This window comes from Leptospira chreensis, from assembly GCF_016919165.1.
Taxonomy (GTDB): Bacteria; Spirochaetota; Leptospiria; order Leptospirales; family Leptospiraceae; genus Leptospira_A; species Leptospira_A chreensis.
Genome location: NZ_JAFFPS010000039.1, coordinates 90,928 through 113,469, shown reverse-complemented (window position 1 = coordinate 113,469; position 22,542 = coordinate 90,928). Strand labels below are relative to the sequence as shown.

Below are 22,542 nucleotides of genomic sequence, written 5' to 3'. Positions count from 1 at the left end.
ATGGCTTTAAGATAAAATTGGAAACCATGTGACACGAATTAAATCGGATTTTTTGATCATTGGAAGCGGAGTGAGTGGCCTCTTTACCGCACTAAAGTTGGCTCCGCTAGGATCCGTAGTTGTTGTTACCAAAAAAGCAGACTACGAATCCAATACCAATTATGCCCAAGGAGGAATCGCTTCCGTCTTTGACGACAAGGATAAGTTTGAAGAACATATCAAAGACACCTTGGAGTCTGGGGCAGGACTTTGTGACCTAGAAGCTGTGCGAGTCCTCGTAGAAGAAGGACCCACTCGGGTTCGCGAACTTCTGGACCTGGGAGTTCCTTTTACTAGAAACCAAACCGGGGAACTGGATCTTGCTCGTGAAGGTGGGCATAGCAAAAACCGAATCATCCACTCTCTCGACAGAACAGGTAGTGCCGTAGAACAGTCGCTACTCGATCATGTCCATGCCAACAAAAACATTCAAATTTTAGAAAACCATGCTTGTGTGGACCTCATCACCAAACACCATTTAAAGGAAAAAGACAATCTTCCCCTTCGGTGTTACGGCGCATATATTGTGGATACGGAAACGGGAGAGGTTTTTCCAGTCCTTGCTAAGAAAACCATTTTGGCAACGGGTGGTGCCGGCCAAGTGTATCTGCACACAACAAACCCAAACATTGCGACTGGCGATGGCGTGGCGAGTGCCTACCGAGCTGGTGCGATTGTAAAAAATATGGAGTTTTATCAATTCCATCCCACTTCTCTTTTTCATGAACAAGGAAATAGTTTTTTAATTTCGGAAGCGGTTCGTGGTCATGGTGGCATCTTACGAGAGATAGGTGGTAGACCTTTTATGAAAGACTACCACGAAATGGGAGAACTAGCTCCAAGAGATATTGTGGCCCGGGCCATTGATGATACAATGAAAAAGAAAGGAGAACCCCATGTCCTCCTGGATATTACCCATAGACCTGCAAATGACATCATCAACCACTTCCCTTCTATCTATGAACGTTGTAAAAAACTAGGAATTGATATCACAACCGATCCGATTCCAGTAGTTCCTGCCGCGCATTATATGTGCGGAGGAGTGGCCACAGATTTACTCGGAAGGACAAATATTGCCGACTTGTATGCCTGTGGGGAAACTACATGCACTGGGGTGCACGGAGGAAACCGATTGGCGTCGAATAGCCTACTCGAATGCCTTGTGTTTTCGCACCGCATAGCAGGTGATATCCGATCACAAGGGAAATTAAGTTATTCCTCGGAAACGGATTTGATCCCTGATTGGAACAAAGAAGGAACCACAAATACGGAAGAGTGGGTTCTCATCTCTCACGATTTGGTGGAAATCAAAACCATTATGAGTAATTATGTGGGGATTGTTCGCTCTGATATGCGACTCGAAAGAGCCCTCCGTAGGTTGAAACTCATCTCCGAAGAAGTGAAGGACTATTACAACCGAACTACGGTCTCTATTGAATTATTGGAACTTCGAAACCTAGTGAAGGTGGCAGAACTGATTGTTCGGTCGGCACTCCTAAGAAAGGAAAGTCGCGGACTTCATTTTAGTACGGACTACCCAGAAGATAGAACTCCTTCACGCCAAGATACAATTCTTTCTCACAAACTGTAAGTAAACCTTTCAAGGCAAGCGCCAGGGACCCTAGCGGAAATCCTTTCTCGTAAGAGAAAGATTGAAGCGGAGGGCCCGGTCCTTTTTCAATTCAATAACAATCAAAAAAGGAATTGGAGGCGCCCACATAACTTAAATTTGTCGGATGTTAAAGGATTTCAATCAACAAATTACACCAAACAATCATTAACCTCTGATTCCAAGAATGGTATAAACAATTCCTAAAATGATGGGCAGGATGGAATAACTAAAGACGTGGATGAAGTATCCGCGTTTTTCTCCCCATTTTTGTTTCATCGGTTCTAGTTTCCAAAAAAAACCTGGTTTGTAGAGGCGCAGGATGTAGGTGGTCGTTCCGTAGAGGATAAAAAATACGCCGAGGCCCACAGTGATTAGGTTCATAAGTCTCCTTGATTCTATTAGATTATGTAAGAATGCGAACTTTCCAAGAAAAAAAACTTTGGTGAGAAGTTTTGGGTATCGGGTTGGGCGTGGCCGTGATAGAGGGAAACCATTAGGCGGCGGGTCTAGTTCCCCACCCTCTAATCGGGCGGGGATACTAGATTCGAAAAAAAATCCCCCCACCCCTTCCCGAAAAATTAAGACCTATCACCAAATTTTAAGAACCAAACAGAAAAGATTCCACCTAATCAACTTACCAATATAAGGTTAGGTGCCGTATGATCCAATTGCGTTTCTCTCCCAAAGACAATCGTTTCTATTTACGATTTCGATATTCAAAACTATTTTTCTCGATTGCGAAATCCATACCCAAGGGTTGTTACCATGCCGCTGACCATTCCTGGTCCTATCCGAACGATTCAAAGATCATCAAACAAATATTAAACGAGTTTGAAACCCATGACATTCGCATCCTTCCGAAAGAAATCCCGAAACAATGCGGTATTTTAGAGGATTTTTTCAAAGCCACGAGGGATCGTAATTTTTCCTTTTGCACTATCAAAACATACTATTCCCATCTGATGCAATTGTTGGTTTTTACTGAAAAACTCCCAGCGAATATCAGAATGAATGATTTAGAAAGTTACCTTGACCACCTAATGATAAATCGTGGAGTCAAGGCCGCAAGCATCCAATCCTCAAGACAAGCTTTTGTTTTTTACTTCCGTGAAGTGCGAAAACAATTCACTCACCTAAAATTTCCGAGAATGAAAATGGGATCCAAACTTCCAGAAGTTCTGTCGGCCGAAGAAACAAGAGCCATCTTCAATGCCCTTCCCAACAGAAAACATAAAATGTTACTGCTGATTAGTTACTCTTCTGGCCTTCGTGTCAGCGAAGTGATTCATTTGAAAATTTCAGATATTGATTTGAAAAGAAATATGATCCGTGTCCAACAAGGCAAAGGAAAAAAAGATCGATACACTGTCCTTGCCACTTCGCTTATCGAGGAACTCAAAGAATATCTAAAGGTCAGAGAATACAATTTACTTCTCAGGCAAAGTTATAACGAAGTGCGAGGCAATCCTTGGTTATTTCCTGGCGCTAAAAATCGGCCCTTACACATTCGCAGTGCCGAGAGTATTTTTACAAGTGCTGCCAAAAAAGCAAAGATCCAAAAGAAAGTGAGTTTTCACAGTTTGCGTCATGCCTTCGCCACACATTTGTTAGAACTCGGAACGGATTTACGAATGATCCAAACTTTACTCGGACACGCCAGTGTCCGAACCACTCAAATTTATACTAAAGTGGCACGGAGCCGTCTAGAAAACATCGCCAGTCCTCTAGACCGCATTCCCCCAAACAAGTAGTTGACGAAATCCAAACATTCATTATATTTTTATCCATTCGAATCCCCCATCGAAAGGACAAGAACATAACAATGATACAACGAATCCTTCTATTCCTATTCTCCCTACTCTTTTTCTCTTCCGATATTTTCTCTCAACTCAAACCCGAGTTAGATAACGAATGGATCCAATCCAAAAGCCTGGGCCCTGTTATCGATACATCCTCAATCCGATGGAACTTCATCGCTGATGTCAAAGTGGAGAATTTAGAAAGTATCCATGGTTATGAAGTCAAAGGTTCGCAAAAAACCAAACAAATTTCCGAAACAGCGAAGATCAACCAAGGGACTCTTTCCTTATCCAGCCTTCCTCTCACAGAAAAAGAATACCAATGGATTTATGAACTTGGAAATACGAGTCTCTTTTTTACATTCGAAATCACAAAGAAAAAGGGCGAAAAAAAGTTTTTAAACATACCGATCAACTTTTCAGAAAAAAGCAAAGAAACCCTCCGCCTAGTTATGGAAAAAAACTTAAACATCAAAAAGGAAACCGTGAAAGCCCCCTTTCTTCGCAACTTAGATGGCAGGCGTTGGTATGTAGCAAACTCGGGAGAGAACGACGAACAGATATTAATTGAGATGATACCAGAAGAAACAAAAATAGAAACTTGGACAGAAATCTACCGATTGAATATTTTAAAAACCATTGGCACTTCCAATCGGGAAGCCTTTATCAAAGCAGTCAAAGACGGACTTTCCGAAAACTGCCCTTCCTTGGTTTTTAATACCATAACCGAATCACCAAAAGAAATCATTTATGAATGGTCGCATGAAGGTTGTAATGGTTGGCCCGCATCCACTGAAATCACTCGTCTGGTCAGCGGTTCGTCCAACTCTAGGATGTTTACCTTTGCCAATAAAAAAGGAAAACTCTCCAAAGACTTACGAGAAGTTTACCTAACCGTTTTAGAAAAAGAAAAATAAGAATGGGGGCGTTCCCCATTTCATCCTTCAGTAGAATGATACCAAAAATGGGCCGGGTCACTTCGGGGTGCGCTTACGCTCCCGTCGCCTACCATCTAACGATTGTAGGCGACCAAGCCCTACGTCCCCCTAACGCTAGCAGGGGAACTGTATTAGAAATTTAGATTTTAACCTTTTCCCTTCTGAGCCCAGAAGAAAATAAGAACAAGGACACCAATTCCTGTAAGCCCAATCAATTGCCACCATCCACTTTTTCCTGTATCATGCAACCTGCGTGCACCTACACTCAAACTTGGCAAAAGAACCGCTAAGGAAAAAATTCCTGCGATAAAAGGAAGAACCACGCTAATCGCTGCATTAATGACAATGCAAAAAACAACCCACCACCAGAATTCCGGACGTTTCGCATTGCCGCTAAAATCAGCATACTTTTGTAAACACACTTTGATCGCATCTTGGAATGACATATAAATTTAACCTTCCAGTTTATTCGTAAATTTGTTTCGTTACAAACGACCCATATTAGAAATTAATTATTTATATTGTAAAGTAAAAAAAGGAAAAATGAACTTATGTTGCAAATAGGTATCTTAATTTTCAAAGAAGTCGAAGTTTTAGACTTTGCTGGCCCCTTTGAAGTTTTTTCCCTCGCAGAAACTAACGACCGTAAGAAATTATGCCAGGTATTTTTAGTGGCAGAAAATCTTTCTCCCATCCCTGCACGGAATGGATTGATGGTTTTACCTAATTTTGATTATTCCAATTGCCCTGCAATGGACATTCTGATAGTTCCTGGAGGTTATGGTGCAGAAGAGTTAGAGATCAAAAATCAAACAACTCTTAGTTGGATTAAAGCTAAATACTTAAAAGTTAAGCATTTAGCTTCTATTTGTACAGGAGCATTTCTTCTAGCAGAAGTTGGTCTTTTAGACGGTTTAGAAGTTACCACACATTGGATGGATATCGATACTCTAAAGAAAAACTATCCTTTGTTAAATGTAAAAACAAACACTAGATATACTGATAGTGGAAAAATTCTAACATCTGGCGGAATCTCCTCCGGCATTCATTTAAGTTTTTATCTTCTACAACAACTATTTGGATTAGAGGTGGCGACACGAGTAGCCAAACGGATCGAATACGACTGGAGTCCGGAAGAAAACAATATGTAAGGATATTCATTCGACGAGTTACGATTTAACCCCGAATAAAACTACAACCTAAAATTTAAATCAAATTCATTTATGTTTCTTTGGTGTCAAACTAATGAAACACGCAACTAACGATCTTGTCCTATGAATGCTATTGCCAAAATGAACCAAAAAAATAATGATGCTCCTGATTTCATTTTTAGTAAAATGAAGAGGAGAAATTTTGAATCGAACACTAAAAGAAGAATTAGCTTTTTCTACTATGATGACTATTGGTATGGCAACGATAATGTTATCGTATAACATGGTTTTGATATTTGGTTTTCATACAGAGACAATAATATTGATCATAAAACAATTTGTTCCCATATTCCTAATCGCATTTGCTGTTGAACAATTAATAGTGAGTCATAATGTACATAAATTGCATAAAATTCTAGTATCACCTACAGATCCAAAGTTTAAACACATTCTTGTTATGGTATTCCTTATGGTAACTGGGATGTGTCTGCTGATGACACTCATCACTACACTAATCAACGTTGGAACAGAAAATCATTTTCTGGAACATTATATAAGTTCTGTGATCAAAAACTATCCAATGGCACTCGTAGCCCAACTTGTTGTCGTTGGTCCTTTAGTTCGCTATTTCCATCTGAAGATATTCACAAAGTCAAAACTGGTATCTTAATAACTTATCATTCGAACCAAGCTTCCCAACAAATTCGAATCTTTTTCCTCAAAGGACAATGGGTGACGAAAAGCAGCCATGAATGGATGCGGGCGGGAGTTCTGGCCACGGAAGGCCAGGCGAACGCGAGGCGCGCGAGGCATTTTTATGGGGATTTAAACATTGAAGGGGAAATTAACGAATGGGTGGATGACGGGATTCGAACCCGCGACGACTGGTACCACAAACCAGGGCTCTACCGCTGAACTACATCCACCATTTCTAAAACATCTTGACCCGGGAGGGATTCGAACCCCCGACCAACTGCTTAGAAGGCAGTTGCTCTATCCAGCTGAGCTACCGGGTCGGATAGAACCAACTGATTCGGGATGACAGGATTTGAACCTGCGACCCTCTGTACCCAAAACAGATGCGCTACCACTGCGCTACATCCCGAGAAAGTCCTTGAATCACCAGTGTTTTTGGCAGAAGGACTGTGTCAACAAAAGGGAGATTTATTTCTTCAGGTTCTTCAATCTTTCTAGAAGAACGGGATGATTTGGGTTCTTTTGCAGGGCTTTGCGGTAGGCCTTCCAAGCCTCCTCAGGTTTTCCTATGGTTTGGAGAAAATAACCAAAGGAATCCAGGTAAGCCGGGTTGTTTGGATCCAGTTCCAATGCTTTTTTTAAGGAACGAATGGCTTCCGATCGTTCTTCTGTGCTGATTTTTTTCTTTAATGCGAGTAAATAACCCAATGAATTTAGGCTGTTTTTGTAATCGGGAGTATGCCTTAAGATACGGCGGTGGATTTCAATGGCTTCTTCCAACCGATGAGTATATTCATACACATGGGCCAAAAAAGAAAGGAGTTTGGGATCATCCACTGCCACTTGCAATCGTTCTTTGATAATGGACTCGGCAGTTTCCCAATCTTTTAGTTCTACAAGAGCAAATACTTTCAGCCGGTAAACATTATCCAGTTCAATGAAGCCTGGGTATTCACCGAGAATTCGATCCAGGACTTGGATTGATTTTTTGAAGTTTTTTGTCTGGAAACAACAGAGGGCAAAATTATACAAAAGAATGGGATCTTCAGGATTTTGGAGTAAGGCCTGATCCAAAAGATTCAGCGCCATGGCATAATTGCCTTTATTCATGTAACCGAGGTAGTCTGTTTCTTCTGCCATTGTGTTATTTGGATTGTAATTCCGTAAGTCGTTTCTTTTCTGTTAAGTCCAATTGGATGGGAGTGACAGGAAGTTTTCCAAGATTGTAGGCTTCAAAGTCGGTTCCTGTTTCTTGATCGTGTCCGAGTAAACTTCCGTTTAACTGAAATTCGCTGACACCTTCGATGATTTGTTTTTTTTCATACTTCTCTGTATAACGCCTGCGACCAAGCCTTGTGAATACAAGTTCGTCAATGGTCCCCGATCCAGCAATTTCTGGGGGAAAGTTTAGATTCCAAACTTCACCCGATTGGATTTGTGATTTGTATTTTGCGAGAAAAGATAAAACAAGTTCGGCTTCTCTCTCATAACCATCATCTGGATCAATACGACCGGAACTCACGGCAAGGGCTGGAATTCCATGAAGGGCTCCATGTTTGGCCGCACCCACAGTTCCTGAATAATGGACATCGTATCCCATATTCACACCGCGGTTGATTCCAGAGATTACAAAATCAATTTTAGGAAAGATCTCTGCATACAAACCAATGTTCACACAGTCGGCGGGAAATCCGTCAGCAATGTAATGATTGTCATTGATTCGTTCCACTCGCATTCCTTGGAATACAGTGAGTGCCATAGAAGTAACAGAACGTTCTTTTAAAGGCGCAATGAGATATGTGTTATAGGATTTTCCAAGAACACGCTCCAATGCTTTAATTCCGGCGGAAGAAATTCCGTCGTCATTCGTGATGAGTAAATTCAACTATAAACCACCTGAAATCGATTGGAATATACTAGTGGCAGTATATAAATTCATAAGGAAAGGAAATAAGATCGTAAGGCCAAGAGCATAAAATGAAAACTTTAGCGAGTCACGATTTCTTAATTCATAAATAGATTTCAGTCCACGAGAGAGGGCCAAACAATATAACAATACAAAAGTTAATAACAAAAAGAAACCCGATCCAAGTCCAGAAAGCCCAACGGCATGAAAGACAATACTCACGGGAGCAAATAACAAAAACAATACGACTGAATGTCTTGCAAACAGCAACAAAAACAGAAGTTTTTGAGATCTTCCTTTTTTTTGTACGTAGTAGTCAGCCACTAAAGAATAAAAGAAAGGGAAAAAACGAAACATAAACAAATTGGCAATAAAACCAAAAAACAAAAAGGATATGGTGGAAATGGTATAGGGAGCAGAAAGGATACTCATCCCCACTGACAGAGATAAGGCGGCAAGAACCGAAAACAACCAGCTGGATACGGGACTTGCGGCAAACGGGATCTCTTGGATCTCCTCCGAATAACGAAGCGGATCCAAAAATACCAATTCCAATACATCAACTAAATCAAAGAAAAAATCTCTCATAACATCAATTTTCCAAGAGCCGTAGGCAAAATGACTAAAACTTGCGATTGGATAAGAGAACGAATTTTGGATACATGAGAATTGTCTCCAAAAAACTTTACACCCAAGGTTTGTAAAAATCGATCGAAGGGAGAAATCTCTTGTTCAAAAAGAGGAATGAGTCCATCGTATTGGCAAAGTTCAGAAAGTTTTTTATGAGCTTCCCTTCTTCCTCCAATATCATCTACAAGTTTGTTGCGAAAAGCATCTTCACCAGAATAAATTTTACCCTCAGCCAACTCTTCAATGGACTTAACGGTTTTGTTTCGTCCTTTGGCAACATCTTCCACAAACTTGCGATAGGTGTCTTGCAACTGTTTGGCGATCATATCATCTTCTTCGTTCGTGGAGTCGCGAAACGGAGAATACATATCTTTGTACTTTCCTGCTTTATAAGTGCGAACCCCTACCCCATACCGGTCAAGAAGTCCCTTGACGTTAGGTGCAAAAGAGATGACCCCAATGGAGCCTGTAATCGTTCCATTTTGAGCAAAGATATAATCAGAAGCAGCAGCGATGTAGTAACCACCGGAGGCAGCCACGTCTTTCATACTCACGACAATCTTTTTGGTTTTTCGTAAATGAAGGAGTTCATTAAAAATCTCTTGGGAGGCAGCGACCGTTCCACCGGGAGAGTTGATCTCGAGAAGGATCCCTTTGACATTTCCATCCTCTTCCAGCTCGCGTAATTGGCGTAAAACGGTATCCGCGCCAGTCGAATCAAAAGTAGACTCACCGGAGTGGATTTCACCTACGATGGGTATGACGACAGCTCCAATTTCACTGGCTTGGAAAAGACTTCCGCCGGTACCACTAGAGAAACGGGCGAGGCTCGATCCAGATACCAAGATGGCAATTCCGAGAATTGTGGCAATTGTGGAGAACAAAAAGGAGAGAAAGAGAAGAAATTGGTTTCTTTCCATAAACTCCCACAAGCAAAACCTTGCAAAAACCCCAGTCAACTTTAATAATTCTTTACTTTTTTTAGAAAAAGTTTATTTTCCTTGTACAGGCTAACCGAAAATTAGACAGGTAGTCACAGGATTTGTGTCCAGGCACCGCCGAGACATAAGGCCTTTACCAAGGAAGGTAGGACATGGATGTTCGTCTCAATCGTCTCCTCAACTCAGCAGAAAAATTAGTCCAGGACAAAAAAGACACTAAAGATGTCGGTTCTGGAAAAACAGGAACCACCGTACAAAAGTCAGATGAAAAATCAGACTTCGTTGTCAGCCTTCCTGTTCAATACCACAATATCCAATCACGACTTACGGAACTGCAAAAACAACTTTCCAAGGAACAATCTCGGATTGGTCTTTTGGAAGATGCCACTCAAGAAGAAAACAAACTCAAAGAACTTCTTTTTGAAGGGGAACCACTGTTTCCAGAGTTAGGTGATAACAAAGCAACCAAACCAGAAATTTTAGAAAATAGCAAAGGCAATATCTCAAGCCTACTTGCGGAACTTAAGAAAAAAGAAGTAGAAGGTGAAAATATCTTTTCTCTTGGAATGATGTTAAGTCCGGAAGAGTTCAAAGGTAAAATTGGAACTGTATCCACGGCTTCGATGAAACCAATTTCTGAAACCATGGTAAAAAGACTCCTCGGCGGTTAATTGGAATTAAAACGTTCCCTCAATACTTTTGATTCCATTTCCGTCCTATTCTCCTCCATGGTGGGTTCGGGAATTTTTTTCACTTCTGGTTATTTGATCAAAGAAACAGGAAATCTTTGGATTGTCCTACTCTGTTGGCTTGTCGGCGGACTCCTCGCTCTCTCCGGTTCCATTACCTATGCTTATGCTGCACGGCTTCTTCCCTTTGCTGGGGGAGATTATGTTTATCTAAAAGTAGCTTACTCACCTGCTATTGCTTTTATGAGTGGTTGGTCTTCTCTACTCACAAATTTCTCCGCCTGCGTTTCTGTACTCGCACTTGCTTTCGGCAAATACATTCAAATTTTATTTCCAGGACTTCCCGTTTGGGAATCCCCCACATACACTTTGTTAGGTTTGGATTTACAAATTAGTTCTATTACCTTTATTGGAGTTGTACCAATTGTATTTTTTAGTGGTCTGAACTTTTTTGGGATTAAGTCTGCGGTTCGCGTACAAAATGTATTTGCGGTTTTAAAAATTACAGGACTCCTTCTTTTTTTGGCCCTTGGGTTTTCCATTGGAAATACCAACTGGTCTTATTTATGGAACTCTCCTTTTCCCAACATTACCAAACTTTCTTTTTATTCTAAGATTTTGATTGGAATTGTTCCGGTTTCTTTTTCTTACTTGGGCTGGAATATGATTACTTATATCGCAGAAGAAGTAAAGAACCCTGAGAAAACCATAGTTCGTTCCGCTATCTCTGCTTGTTTTCTTGTGGCCGGTTTGTATTTTGCCATCAATTTGCTTTTTGTGATTTCGGCTCCGATTGAAGAGTTGGCAGGCCAAGATGGAATTGGTGCCATCGCCTTTCAAAAGTTATTTGGTGCTAATTATTCCATACTCACAACAAGTTTCATTGCTTGGGTGATTTTAGGATCGATGTCGGCCATCCTAATAGGAGGAAGTCGGGTGTATTTTGCTATGGCAAGAGACGGAGTGTTTTTGCCATCCTTTTCCAAAATCCATCCCAAATGGCATAGCCCCTATGTTTCTATTTTCTTTCAGGCTTTTGTTGCCATTCTCTTTTTATTTGTAAAAGAAATCGAAGCCCTACTGTATATGATCACTTGTTCCATTCTCATTCTTTCTTGCCTAACGGCCGCTACACCTTTTCGGTTTGAAAAGATGGGAATGAAATCCGATTATAAAATTCCTTTTTATCCTTTGCCTATCATACTTTATATTTTAGCCAATGTGGCTGTGATGGTCATTCTCTTTATCGAAAAGCCGGTAACCGCAGGATGGGGACTAATGATCACCCTCATTGCCCTTCCTGTTTATTACGGATTTCGGTTAGATAAAAAAATGGCAAAAGTTAAAAATCAACCTTTATGAAATTGCCATAAAGGTTCGACCGATGATTGGCATCACCTCGTCTTTTGCTAGCACCCAAATCACATCCCCACCTTTCACTTGCGTGTTCCCAGAAGGAATTAAAAACTGTTCCCCCCGGGCAATGAGTAGGATATGAGACTGTTCTGGAAGTTTGATTTCAAATAGGGCTTTGTCCACCACACTGGAGTTATAAGGAACAATTAACTCTTGTAAGGTCATCCCTGGAAACTCGATGTTATCAAAGTCGGTAGGGTGGTAAATTTTACGATCTGGATCCTTTTTCAAAATTCCTAACCACTGGGCCACTCGAGGGATCAGAGAACCTTGGACCAGAAGAGAAACAAGAACCACAAAGAAAACAATATGAAAGAGTAAATCTCCCCAAACAAGACCTTGGGCTATGGGAAAGGTAGCAAGGATAATGGGCGAAGCGCCACGAAGGCCGACCCAAGATATAAATAGTTTTTCTCTGACAGGTAACTTCACTTTGAAGAGAGAAATAAACACCGCCAGTGGTCTTGCAAAAAGAATGAGTAATACCCCAATGAGAAGTCCCGGTACCCAAATATTGGCCATACGAGTGGGATATACCAAAAGGCCAAAACAAAGGAACATACCAATTTGCAAAATCCAAACATATCCATTCAAGAATCGAAAGATAGATTTTTTATGAATGAATTTGTTTCGACCAACAATAATACCAGCGATGTATACTGCTAAAAATCCATTCCCTTGAAAGACAGTGGTCACTGCATAAATGAATGGAACCGAGGCCGTAATAAAAACTAAATAAAGACCGTCATACCCGAGTTTGACGGAGTTCATCAAATAAAGAATGAGGATACCCAAACTATATCCCATCATCATTCCCACAAGAACTTGCATCACAAAGAATCGGAAAAATTGAAATCCGCTGAAACTGGCATCCGCACTGATGAGATTCATAAAGATGGTGGTGAGAAGAACCCCCACCGCATCATTCGACCCAGATTCAAATTCAATGATTTTCTTTAAATGGACAGGAAGATCCGTTGAATCTGTTTTGAAAATATTAAAAACAGAAGCCGCATCGGTCGCACTGACTATGGATCCGAGTAAAAAGGACTCCATAAACCCGAGTACAGGAAATAAATAATGAATGACAACACCCAAAATGAGGGCAGTAAGGATGGTTCCGATGATAGACAAACGAATCCCGACAGCGAGGAAGTTTTTTAAACTATCCCACTCACTTTCAAGTCCGCCCAAAAACAAAATATAAATTAAAGCAAAAATTCCAATGGACTGGGCCAATCCATAATCACTAAAATCAATTTGACCTGGGCCATCAGCACCAGCTAACATACCAAAGGTTAAAAAAATTAGTAATATAGGAAATCCAAAACGGAAGAATAGTTTACTCGATAGAATAGAAAATAATATGAGTGTGGAAATAACAAGGGCTTGTAAGGTAAAACTATCTATCATGTTTATTCCTTAGACGAACCGAAAGGATTATCGTTTAGAAGAAAGTATTTCTAAAGCCTTGGCTTTTAGGATGGGATGAACTACAAAATCATCGGGGTTCAGGGGAGTCGATGACTTCGCACTGGAGTCCATTTGGTTTGCTGATTCGGGGAGTTTCCACTTGTCGCGGCCTAGCCAAACAGAGAGTGCATAGACCATACGTTGGAAAATTTCGTCCACTTTGTCTTGACGACCTGCTTTTTTGTAGTATCCAAAGGCCAACATGGGAAGTTTCCGATCGTACATAAAATGATCACCCAAACGGATGAGTCCGTCTTTGTAATCGGTTTTAAGGAAGAGTTCACGTGCTTTCCGAATATCACCTGCGTTGAAGGCGGTATTGGCTTCGCGAATCAGTAATACTCTTTCCTTGGAGTCCATACAAAGAGTATCGAACCAAATTCCGAAATTGACAACTGAAAATTGTCTAAAAGAATGCATTTACCAGGAGAGAAATATATGTTGGAAGTAGGCAAAAAAGCCCCCAATTTTACAAGTATCAACCAAAACGGCGAAAAAGTAAAACTCGCAGACCTAACAGGAAAAAATGGAATTGTTGTCTATTTTTATCCCAGAGACATGACACCAGGATGTACAACAGAAGCCTGTGACTTCCGAGACAATTTTGCACGTTTGAAAAAGTTCGGATACAATGTGATTGGAATTTCCAAAGACAATCCAAAATCTCACACCAAATTCATTGAAAAACAAGAAATCAATTTTGATCTAATCTCTGACGAATCTGGGGAAATTTGTGAAGCCTACGGGGTTTGGAGAGAGAAAGTATTTATGGGAAGACGAGGAATGGGAATAGTCAGGTCTACCTTCCTTTTGGACAACTCCCTCAAAATCAAAAAAATCTATGACAGTGTGAAGGTAAAAGGACACGTTGAAGAAATCATCAAAGACATTCAGGAAATCCAAGGGAAATGAAAATAGAAGTCTCTCCACTACAAATCCATATCGGTTCACCCAAATCCGGGTCTTATTACAAACTCATCCCCATCTTTCAAGAAGATGTGAAAGAAGAACTTGGTAAAAAATTTTCCGTTCAAATCGAAACCAAAGTATTCGCAGGGGAACTCGGAAAAGAGTTTCGTGATGAATCCGAACAAATCATTTATCTCGGATTAGGTGAAAAAGAAAAATTAAACTTTAGAAAATTCATTTCCCACTTTTTTAAGTATGGGGAAAAAATCCTAAGTTATGATGGAATGGGTCTTGAGATCATCATCTCCAAATCACTTTCTAAAAAGTTCTCTGCTGATCGAATTGCCTACCAAATTGCCAATACACTTTTTATCGGAAGTTATCCCGTTTCTGTTTTACAAACAAAGAAAAAAGAAAAAAAGAAAGTGGGAGCGGTTTACTTAAAATTTGAAGATAAATCAGCTACCAGTTTAGCAGAATCTGGTCTTTCCAAAAGTAAAATTGTCGCCAAACACGTCAATGGTGCTCGCCACATTGCTCACTTACCAGCAAACTACTTCACACCCGATGACTTTGTTTCTCGTTCCAAAGAAATTGCCAAAGAATACAAACTATCTGTAAAAGTTTGGGATGAACCCCAATTGAAAAAAGAAGGACTTGGTGGAATCCTTGCTGTGGCCCGTGGGTCAGAGCTCCAAGGAAAGATGGTCATTTTGGAATACAAACCTGCCAAAGCCAAAAAGAAATTCGCGATTGTAGGAAAGGGTTTAACCTTTGATACGGGTGGGATTTCCTTGAAACCTCCAGGGGAAATGCATGAAATGAAGTACGATATGTGTGGGGCCGCAGCCACCATACACGCGATTGGTGCCATCGCAGCACTCGAACTTCCCATTCACATTGTGGCAGCCATTGGTGTGGCGGAAAATATGCCAGATGGTAAGGCAATCAAACCAGGTGATGTTTATACAGCCTACAATGGAACCACTGTGGAAGTACAAAACACTGATGCCGAAGGAAGGCTTGTACTTGGTGATGTTCTTTCCTATGTTTCCAAAAACTACAAACCAGACTATATGGTCGATTTAGCAACACTCACAGGGGCTGTGATCATTGCCCTTGGTCATGAAGCGGCGGCCATCCTTACCAATTCCGATCCACTGCGAGACGCACTTTTCAAAGCATCCGAAGCATCGGACGACCGGGTTTGGGAACTTCCTCTTTGGGAAGAATACGGTGAAGATTTAAAATCAGACATTGCCGATCTCAAAAATATCACTGGTGGTGGGAAAGGGGCAGGAACCATTTCTGCAGGAATTTTTCTCTCCAAGTTTGTGGATGAATCTATCAATTGGGCTCATATTGACATCGCAGGCGCTGCATGGAGAAAGAAAAAATCAGGAACCCAATTCAGCGGGCCTACTGGGTACGGAGTGCGCCTGTTAGTGGATTTAGCAAACGAGTTGTCTAAGAAATAAAATCCTTAACTAACGAAAATAAAAACGGCGGGTGAATTTTTATTCTCCCCGCCGTAATGATTGCATTTCATGTTTTAATCAAACTTGGCTGCGCTTTTCAGTAATACAAAAGCAGAGCTAACGATGATTTATTTAGCATGTTTACTAAGAACAATTTTGTTCACATTGTACATCAGTGCGATGGTAATTAAAATCGCTGCTGCAACCACATAACCCAATGTTTCATACCCTTCCATATAACCACTAGAAGTTTGTACAACAATTAGGCCCGCAACAGAGGCTGCAATTCCGCCAGATATTTGTTGGACAGAGGAACTGATGGCCATAAAGGCACCTCGGTCGTGTAAGTCGGGAACGGCAGAGGTCAATGCATTGGCAGAAATCATCCGGGCCGAAACAAAAACAAAAAGAATAGAGTTCACAAAAATCACAATAGGGAGTGGAGTGATCTGCATCCTTGTGTAATAAATAATGACTATAGCTGCAAGGATTGAAGCAATCACAAACATTCTATATTTCCCTACTGAGTCACTCAACCTACCCATAATCGGCCCACCAAATATGGAAACAACCCCAGTGATCATATAAACCAATGGTAGATCTTCTAAACTCACTCCAAGGTTATGAACAGAGAATGCAGAACCAAAAGGCATAAGCATAAACCCACCAGTGGCCAGTAAGGTAGTTGCGATAAATGCCGGGATATATTTAGGTTCGACTAATGTTTTAATCAAATGTAAAAAAGCATGTCTTTCTACTTTATTATCTAGGTGCGTTGTGACAGGTTTTAAATAAAAGAAAATCACAAACCCAACAATTCCACTGATCCCAGCAATCATCAAAAAAGAAGATTGCCATCCCCATAAATTGGAGATAAAAATACCAATGGGAAGTCCAAAGACCTGGCTTGCGGCAAAGGCAGTCATGATAAATCCCATAACCCTACCCCTGACTTGAAGTGGAAACAAATCCGCAACAATGGCAAAGGAGATGGAAGATAGAACCCCGGCGAATACACCAGTCAAGATTCGAGCGCCTAGCAAAAAGAAATAACTAGTGGCGATTCCACAAAGAAAAGTTGCGAGTACAAACCCGATGTAAAAAAATAATAACATCTTTTTACGGTCAAAACGATCGGCAAAACCCGCAGCAAAAATTCCAGTGGTTCCCGCACTGAATGCATAAGCAGAAACTACAAATCCAAACTGTTGTGTGGAGATTTGTAGTTCTTTCATGACCAAAACTCCGAGAGGAGAAAGAATCATAAAATCAAGAACCACGGTGAATTGCAAAAAAGCGAGGACACCTACTACAAAAATATGATACGCAGAGAACTTAAAATCCATTCTATCTCCTATTCTTATTCTATTTCAAAATCCACCCAAAATTCTACAAGCTAAAGCTCTTTACCCAAAACCTCTTTTAGTTTCAAATATTGGGGATTTTCAGGAGCAATTGTCCCTAACCTTTCCAGGATTTTACGAGCCCTGTCCTTATTTTTCTGAAGACGGTAACATTCCACAAGATTGATTAGGTTACGAATGTGTTTCGGATCTCTTGCACGAAGCCTCTCTCCAATGTCTACCGCCTTACGGATGTTCTTTGACTTTCTATAGGCAAAACTCAATTGTAATAGAATTTCATTATCGGTGACAAAATAAGGAAAAATGGATTCTAAAGTTTCTACGGCCGAATCAAACCTTTTTAACAAAAGAGAAATGCGAGATTTTTCTCTAAGTAAATTAATGCGCACATCATCTTCTAAGTGTTCGTTGGCCAACATTCTCTCTATGGTTTCGTAAGTTTCTTCTGCATTCCCGGATTCTAATACTGATTGGAGTTCTGAATATAAAAAATGATCGGAGCCAAGGGAGGTAAGTGACGAGGCGTCCACCCTTTTGGCCGAACCCATCCATTCCAAACGTAACAAAGTCAAATCATCAGAAAAACTTCCGATCGATTGGAGGTTTAGAACAATCTGTTCCAATTCCCCTTTCGACTCACCCACCACTTGTAAAAATTGGGTTTCATCCTCGTTCATCACACGAGTTCCGTCAGTCCCACTTTCCAAAATCAAATCATCTCGACCATCCGATCCGATAAAAAGAACATCCCCTTGTTCCAAAACAAAAACCCGAACGCGAACATCTCCCGCCATTCCTTTGGTTCCAATCTTACGGAGTTCCAACTCATCTTCGATAAAGGAAGAAATTCCATCTCTGTATAAAACAGTCCAAGGATGTTCTGCATTGAGATAATAAAGGACACCTGTTTCTTCTTCCACAAGACCAAGAACAACAGAGACGAGCATCGAACCATCAAAGGATTCAAATATAGTTTGGAGTTCGTAAAAACATTCTTTGATCCATCGTTCTGGAGATTTGGATTGGCTTTCCAATAGAATCTGAGTGCGTTTGATAAAGGATAAAAAAACGACACCTAACACAAGTGCGCCGCCTGCCCCTTGGATGGATTTTCCCATGGCGTCTCCGTTAATAAAAACGAAGTATTTTTTACCATTGAGAACAATATCATCGCAAATGATGAGGTCTCCCCCAATCTCTTTGATTTTTCCTTTGAACTCAAACTCTTTCTTTTGTTTGGTATAAGATTGGATTCCAATCATTAAGGAACGGGACTTTCTAGAATCATGGAGTGGATCAAGGAGAAGTGAAGTTAAAAAATAATCTCCATCTTGTTGGATTTTTAATTCCTGAACACGAGTGAGAGTTTCTTGTAACTCGTTTGTCCTTTCGACTACCTTTCTCTCTAAGCTAGAATTCAATTCTTCCACTTGTTTATGGACACGTAAAAACCGGTTGGCCAAAACAACGGCAATCCCTAACACAAAAAACAAAAATCCAAACCTGGATAAGTTTAGATTTTGAATGGGAATCATTCCGGAGGCACCCAGAATATCCCAAATCGCGGTAAACATCAAAAACAAAATACCGATTAACAAACGCTTGGCGTCTTTATTGTTTTTCAAAACGGCACGGATGGTGATATAAAACAATACAACGCTGAATGCCAATACAGAACCTTGCCAAACCCGCAAAAGAACTACGGAATTCGCACGATTCACAAAAATTTGTAACACTGCCAAAAAAAGACTAAATACAAAATATCCTTTAGTGATTGGGCTAATCCTTTTACGAAAGAATGCATCTACAAATAATAATAACCAGGTGGGAGTCAGAAATACGATAAAGTATTCCATTTTTGTTGTGGTAAAGGGATCCATATCCCACCGGTAAATGGATTGGGATCTAAAATACATATAAGCAGACAAAAACACGGCAAAAAGGGCAAAGTAAAGATTGTAGGTTTCATTCCGCCGTTTCCAATAAAACAAAGCATGATAAATCCCAACAAAAAAATACAAAAACAACAACATAAAGGTGACATATTCGTCTTCGACTTTTTGTAATACCGCATAACGATCAATTGATGAACCGAAATCATTAAATACTTTATAATAATTTAGCTCTTCGCCTGGTTCTGCCGCAAGAAGGACTCGGATCTCATTTTTACCCACTCGTAATAAATGCCGAGAGAGTTTGATGAGGATATTTCGTTTATAACCGCTTTGAACAATATGATCATTTTCAATAATTCCACTTTTATCAACTAGCTTCCCATTGACGTACACTTCGTACACATTGGAAAGATAAGGGATATGTAAAACGAAGGAATCCGATTCTGTTTCTTTAAAGTCAGCCTCAGACAATAAAAACGGTTTTACCATGGTGGCTTTTTGTAAAACACCATCAGGCAATTCCAGTTGCGCTTTGATAGAAACTAGAGGAAGGGATTCTAAAACAATCCATCCGCCACCGGTAGGAACTTCCGATTCCAACCAACCTCTTTTGACATTCCAGTTCTTTGTGAGATCTACCGGTAATGCCCAAAGAGAAATGGGAAATAGGAAAAAGAAAATAAAGAAAGATCGGAAATAGGATGTCATAGGGTAAAAGTTTGGAACTCTAAGGATACACCGAAGGTTTCTTCAAAGAGATCTTTTTTTTCGGCAACAGACCAGATTTCTAAATTGGGATCGGTGCCCTTTGTGTGATACAATCTACAGAGAACCTTTCCTCTTTCGTATACAGCGTCAAGTCTTTGGATGATGGATTTTTCGGAACGATCAAGTCCATCTCCAATGCGTAAAAACGCGGCTAACTTTTTAACAAGGAGTTGGTCTTCGATGCGTAAGGCCTTAAACTCTTCGTGTTTCCCTTTGGGTCCACCCTTTCTATGATAACGGGCAAGAAGGGCTATGATTTCAATTTCTGAATTGGAAAAACCCACCATGGCTTCAGAGTTTTTGATGATATAATAACTATGTTTGTGATAGTTGTGGTGAGAAATACAAAGCCCCACTTGGTGCAAATGACAAGCAGTCTCTAAATAATCTCGTTCTAAACTTCCAAGTTTGTGAAAATCCTTCAGATCATCAAACATCTGCAAGGTGATCTTTGCCACAGCATCAGCATGTTTTTTTCCGGCCGGATAAAGATTGGCAACAGTTTTGATTGCCTTTTCACGGATATTGTCGAGAGGAGGAAGAGAGGAATCTGTATGCCTATACCAAGACTCAATCGTATCATACACAATTCCCTCGCGGAGAGCAAAATCACTTACTGTGAAGGATGGGGCTTTGATCCTTTGCAAAACCTCATCCAAAACCAAAACCCCCCCAACGATGATATCCCCCCGTTTGGCATCGAGTCCTGGAATTTTTAATCTTTTTTTGAGACTGTCTGCATCCAACACTTGCCTTCGTGCTTCTTTAAACTGATCGATGGTAATTTCTGTTCCGTTCAATCTGTCCCTTTTTTCCATCTTCTTTTCTAGAACAATGGAGGTTACTGAGGAAATCGTTCCCGAACTTCCCACCACCATAAAGGGTTTCCAAGTTTCAATTTGGGGCAAAAAGGCAGATAACACTGATTCAATATGAATCCGACATTTTTGTATGTCGGTGAGACTCAAAGGATCTTTCTTGAGATACTTTTCTGTCAAACGGATGGCTCCGAGTTTCAAACTGGTAGAAAAAAGAATCTCTCCCTTTTCGCCCACAAGGAGCTCCGTACTCCCGCCCCCAATGTCAATGAGAAGGATTCGTTTGTCAAAGACCGGAAGGCCTTGCAAAATCCCCATATAAATGAGCCTTGCTTCCTCGTTTCCGGAGATGACTTGGATTTTGATTCCTGTTTCTTTCTCGGCTCGGTCAAGAAATACCTGTCGGTTCTCGGCTTCTCTGAGGGCACTTGTGGCAACGGCTCTGATTTCGGCCTTATAGGAATCGGCCAGGGACTGAAACCGTTTGAGACAAGCGATCCCTCTCTCCATCGCATCCTCTTGAATGACCGCATAATCGCTGCTACCGCTTCCGAGTCTTACCGATTCCTTTTCTTTGGTCAGATATTCGAGTGTTCCATCCGGTCTTAGTTTTACGACAACGATGTGGAAAGAATTTGTGCCTAAATCAATGGCAGCGAGTATCTTTTCCGTGCGAAATGCGGGATTGGGTTTTCTTAAGATTTGTGAGAAAGGAAGCATTTTGTATCTAACTAGCCTAACGAAAATTTTTACGGTTGAAAGCAAAAACCAGCCGAAAATTATGGGGAACGGGTAGAATTATATTATTTTGGTGTTAACCCACCGTAAATTCCCCCCTTCGTACTTCTTTTACCAGGATCTGATATGATATTTGATAACCTCTACGGACTTTTCTCGAACGATATGGGAATCGATTTGGGAACCGCGAACACCCTCGTGCATGTGAAAGGACAAGGAATCGTCCTATCAGAACCGTCGGTCGTGGCAGTCCAGGCCTCTACGGGTCGGGTCCTTGCCGTTGGCCAAGAAGCCAAACGAATGCTAGGAAGAACTCCTGGTGACATCGTTGCCATTCGCCCCATGAAAGACGGGGTCATCGCCGACTTCGAAACTGTAGAAAAGATGATTCGTTACTTCATCGCTAAAGTTCACAACCGCACTACATTTGTAAAACCGCGCATCGTCATCGGAGTTCCTTCTGGAATTACCGAAGTAGAAAGACGTGCCGTTCGGGAGTCCGCAGAACAAGCGGGTGCTCGCGAAATCTTCCTCATCGAAGAAGCTCTTGCCGCAGCCATTGGCGCGAACATCCCCATCCATGAACCAGCCGGAAACATGATCGTTGATATCGGTGGGGGAACCACAGAAATCGCTGTGATCTCTCTTGGTGGTATGGTGATCGCTGAGTCCATCCGAACTGGGGGAGACGAATTTGATGAAGCCATTGTCAAATACCTCCGTAACCAATACAACTTAGTCGTCGGAGAAAGAACTGCCGAGGATATCAAACTGACCATCGGTAATGCCTTCGCAGACAAACGCGTGGACACGATGGAAGTCAAAGGCCGTGATGCGATCTCTGGTCTTCCACGCACACTCGAACTAGATTCTAACGAAATCCGTAAAGCTCTCAAAGAACCAACAGACGAAATCCTAGACGGAATCAAATCCGTATTGGAACGCACTCCTCCGGAACTTGCAGCCGACATCGTAGAACGAGGAATCGTTCTTACAGGTGGTGGTTGCCTCCTTCGTGGTCTCGAACACTACCTCACCAAAGAAACTGGAGTTCCGGTCTTCCGTGCCGAAAACCCACTGACTTGTGTGGTACTCGGAACGGGAAGATATCTGGATGAGTTGAAATACATTAAGCCGGGAATCCGGTAGGTCGCATTTCGATACGGCCTTCGGCCTACTCAATGCTCGACTTAGATTGTCGGAGTTGTCGTTGATGATCCATTATCGCCGTCGTTTCGGTCGTTGAGTAGCGAAGCGTATCGAAACGCGAAACGAGCGAGAC

Annotated in this window: 21 protein-coding genes and 3 tRNA genes; 10 read left to right on the top strand and 14 right to left on the bottom strand. The window is 41.2% G+C overall.

Going from position 1 to position 22,542, the window contains the following annotated elements:
* Positions 1 to 28 precede the first annotated feature (28 nt).
* The gene (nadB, locus tag JWG41_RS12480; RefSeq protein WP_205270261.1) at positions 29 to 1,630 is read left to right on the top strand and encodes an L-aspartate oxidase; all 1,602 of its coding nucleotides are present in this window, start codon (positions 29 to 31) and stop codon (positions 1,628 to 1,630) included.
* Between the two features lie 186 nt (positions 1,631 to 1,816).
* On the opposite strand, the gene JWG41_RS12475 is transcribed toward nadB, so the two are convergent.
* The gene (locus JWG41_RS12475; protein WP_205270260.1) at positions 1,817 to 2,032 is read right to left on the bottom strand and encodes a hypothetical protein; all 216 of its coding nucleotides are present in this window, start codon (positions 2,030 to 2,032) and stop codon (positions 1,817 to 1,819) included.
* 278 nt (positions 2,033 to 2,310) lie between these two features.
* Here JWG41_RS12475 and JWG41_RS12470 point away from each other — a divergent pair, with 278 nt between their 5' ends.
* Together JWG41_RS12470 and JWG41_RS12465 are read left to right on the top strand one after the other, a co-directional pair.
* Positions 2,311 to 3,402, top strand: a complete 1,092-nt coding sequence (locus JWG41_RS12470; RefSeq protein WP_205270259.1) for a tyrosine-type recombinase/integrase — start codon at positions 2,311 to 2,313, stop codon at positions 3,400 to 3,402.
* A gap of 71 nt (positions 3,403 to 3,473) precedes the next feature.
* Positions 3,474 to 4,367, top strand: coding sequence for a hypothetical protein (locus JWG41_RS12465; RefSeq protein ID WP_205270258.1), 894 nt, complete (start codon positions 3,474 to 3,476; stop codon positions 4,365 to 4,367).
* 167 nt (positions 4,368 to 4,534) lie between these two features.
* On the opposite strand, the gene JWG41_RS12460 is transcribed toward JWG41_RS12465, so the two are convergent.
* A complete protein-coding gene (locus JWG41_RS12460) occupies positions 4,535 to 4,834 on the bottom strand; it encodes a DUF805 domain-containing protein (RefSeq protein WP_205270257.1) in 300 nt (99 codons plus the stop codon).
* Positions 4,835 to 4,939: 105 nt separating this feature from the next.
* Between JWG41_RS12460 and JWG41_RS12455 the strand changes: the two genes are divergently transcribed.
* Complete coding sequence (locus JWG41_RS12455) at positions 4,940 to 5,539, top strand: DJ-1/PfpI family protein (protein WP_205270256.1); 600 nt, start codon at positions 4,940 to 4,942, stop codon at positions 5,537 to 5,539.
* A 202-nt stretch (positions 5,540 to 5,741) separates the two neighbouring features.
* On the top strand, positions 5,742 to 6,209 hold the full coding sequence (locus tag JWG41_RS12450; protein ID WP_476737619.1) for a DUF2798 domain-containing protein: 468 nt from the start codon (positions 5,742 to 5,744) through the stop codon (positions 6,207 to 6,209).
* Between the two features lie 184 nt (positions 6,210 to 6,393).
* Here the strand turns inward: JWG41_RS12450 and JWG41_RS12445 are convergent.
* The 7 genes from JWG41_RS12445 to sppA form a co-directional block, all read right to left on the bottom strand.
* A tRNA-His gene (locus JWG41_RS12445) sits at positions 6,394 to 6,465 on the bottom strand.
* Positions 6,466 to 6,481: 16 nt separating this feature from the next.
* A tRNA-Arg gene (locus JWG41_RS12440) sits at positions 6,482 to 6,555 on the bottom strand.
* Positions 6,556 to 6,572: 17 nt separating this feature from the next.
* A tRNA-Pro gene (locus JWG41_RS12435) sits at positions 6,573 to 6,644 on the bottom strand.
* Positions 6,645 to 6,703: 59 nt separating this feature from the next.
* On the bottom strand, positions 6,704 to 7,375 hold the full coding sequence (locus JWG41_RS12430) for a tetratricopeptide repeat protein (RefSeq protein WP_205270254.1): 672 nt from the start codon (positions 7,373 to 7,375) through the stop codon (positions 6,704 to 6,706).
* A gap of 4 nt (positions 7,376 to 7,379) precedes the next feature.
* The gene (gene surE, locus JWG41_RS12425) at positions 7,380 to 8,120 is read right to left on the bottom strand and encodes a 5'/3'-nucleotidase SurE (protein ID WP_205270253.1); all 741 of its coding nucleotides are present in this window, start codon (positions 8,118 to 8,120) and stop codon (positions 7,380 to 7,382) included.
* Positions 8,121 to 8,729: a hypothetical protein gene (locus tag JWG41_RS12420; RefSeq protein WP_205270252.1), complete on the bottom strand. Its 609-nt coding sequence runs from the start codon at positions 8,727 to 8,729 to the stop codon at positions 8,121 to 8,123. It lies immediately after the preceding gene.
* Positions 8,726 to 9,691, bottom strand: coding sequence for a signal peptide peptidase SppA (gene sppA / locus JWG41_RS12415; protein ID WP_205270251.1), 966 nt, complete (start codon positions 9,689 to 9,691; stop codon positions 8,726 to 8,728). The genes JWG41_RS12420 and sppA overlap by 4 nt, the downstream gene beginning before the upstream one ends.
* A gap of 173 nt (positions 9,692 to 9,864) precedes the next feature.
* Between sppA and JWG41_RS12410 the strand changes: the two genes are divergently transcribed.
* Both JWG41_RS12410 and JWG41_RS12405 read left to right on the top strand, forming a co-directional pair.
* Complete coding sequence (locus tag JWG41_RS12410; protein ID WP_205270250.1) at positions 9,865 to 10,383, top strand: LIC10415 family protein; 519 nt, start codon at positions 9,865 to 9,867, stop codon at positions 10,381 to 10,383.
* Positions 10,384 to 11,763, top strand: coding sequence for an APC family permease (locus tag JWG41_RS12405; protein WP_205270249.1), 1,380 nt, complete (start codon positions 10,384 to 10,386; stop codon positions 11,761 to 11,763).
* On the opposite strand, the gene JWG41_RS12400 is transcribed toward JWG41_RS12405, so the two are convergent.
* Both JWG41_RS12400 and JWG41_RS12395 read right to left on the bottom strand, forming a co-directional pair.
* Entirely contained in the window at positions 11,758 to 13,230 is a 1,473-nt protein-coding gene (locus JWG41_RS12400) for a potassium/proton antiporter (RefSeq protein WP_205270248.1), read from the bottom strand. The genes JWG41_RS12405 and JWG41_RS12400 overlap by 6 nt on opposite strands.
* Positions 13,231 to 13,257: 27 nt before the next feature.
* The gene (locus JWG41_RS12395) at positions 13,258 to 13,650 is read right to left on the bottom strand and encodes a hypothetical protein (RefSeq protein WP_205270247.1); all 393 of its coding nucleotides are present in this window, start codon (positions 13,648 to 13,650) and stop codon (positions 13,258 to 13,260) included.
* Between the two features lie 78 nt (positions 13,651 to 13,728).
* Between JWG41_RS12395 and bcp the strand changes: the two genes are divergently transcribed.
* A complete protein-coding gene (bcp, locus tag JWG41_RS12390; RefSeq protein WP_135576566.1) occupies positions 13,729 to 14,202 on the top strand; it encodes a thioredoxin-dependent thiol peroxidase in 474 nt (157 codons plus the stop codon).
* Positions 14,199 to 15,677, top strand: coding sequence for a leucyl aminopeptidase (locus JWG41_RS12385; RefSeq protein WP_205270246.1), 1,479 nt, complete (start codon positions 14,199 to 14,201; stop codon positions 15,675 to 15,677). Before bcp ends, JWG41_RS12385 begins: the two co-directional genes overlap by 4 nt.
* Positions 15,678 to 15,805: 128 nt before the next feature.
* On the opposite strand, the gene JWG41_RS12380 is transcribed toward JWG41_RS12385, so the two are convergent.
* From JWG41_RS12380 to JWG41_RS12370, 3 genes are read right to left on the bottom strand one after another with little or no spacing between them, the layout of a single operon-like run.
* Positions 15,806 to 17,023, bottom strand: coding sequence for an MFS transporter (locus JWG41_RS12380; RefSeq protein ID WP_205270245.1), 1,218 nt, complete (start codon positions 17,021 to 17,023; stop codon positions 15,806 to 15,808).
* Between the two features lie 50 nt (positions 17,024 to 17,073).
* Complete coding sequence (locus JWG41_RS12375; protein WP_205270244.1) at positions 17,074 to 19,644, bottom strand: SpoIIE family protein phosphatase; 2,571 nt, start codon at positions 19,642 to 19,644, stop codon at positions 17,074 to 17,076.
* Positions 19,641 to 21,242, bottom strand: coding sequence for a Ppx/GppA phosphatase family protein (locus JWG41_RS12370; RefSeq protein ID WP_205270243.1), 1,602 nt, complete (start codon positions 21,240 to 21,242; stop codon positions 19,641 to 19,643). The genes JWG41_RS12375 and JWG41_RS12370 overlap by 4 nt, the downstream gene beginning before the upstream one ends.
* A gap of 144 nt (positions 21,243 to 21,386) precedes the next feature.
* Here JWG41_RS12370 and JWG41_RS12365 point away from each other — a divergent pair, with 144 nt between their 5' ends.
* Positions 21,387 to 22,409 (top strand): rod shape-determining protein, encoded by a 1,023-nt coding sequence (locus tag JWG41_RS12365; RefSeq protein WP_002972591.1) that lies wholly within the window; start codon positions 21,387 to 21,389, stop codon positions 22,407 to 22,409.
* Positions 22,410 to 22,542 lie beyond the last annotated feature (133 nt).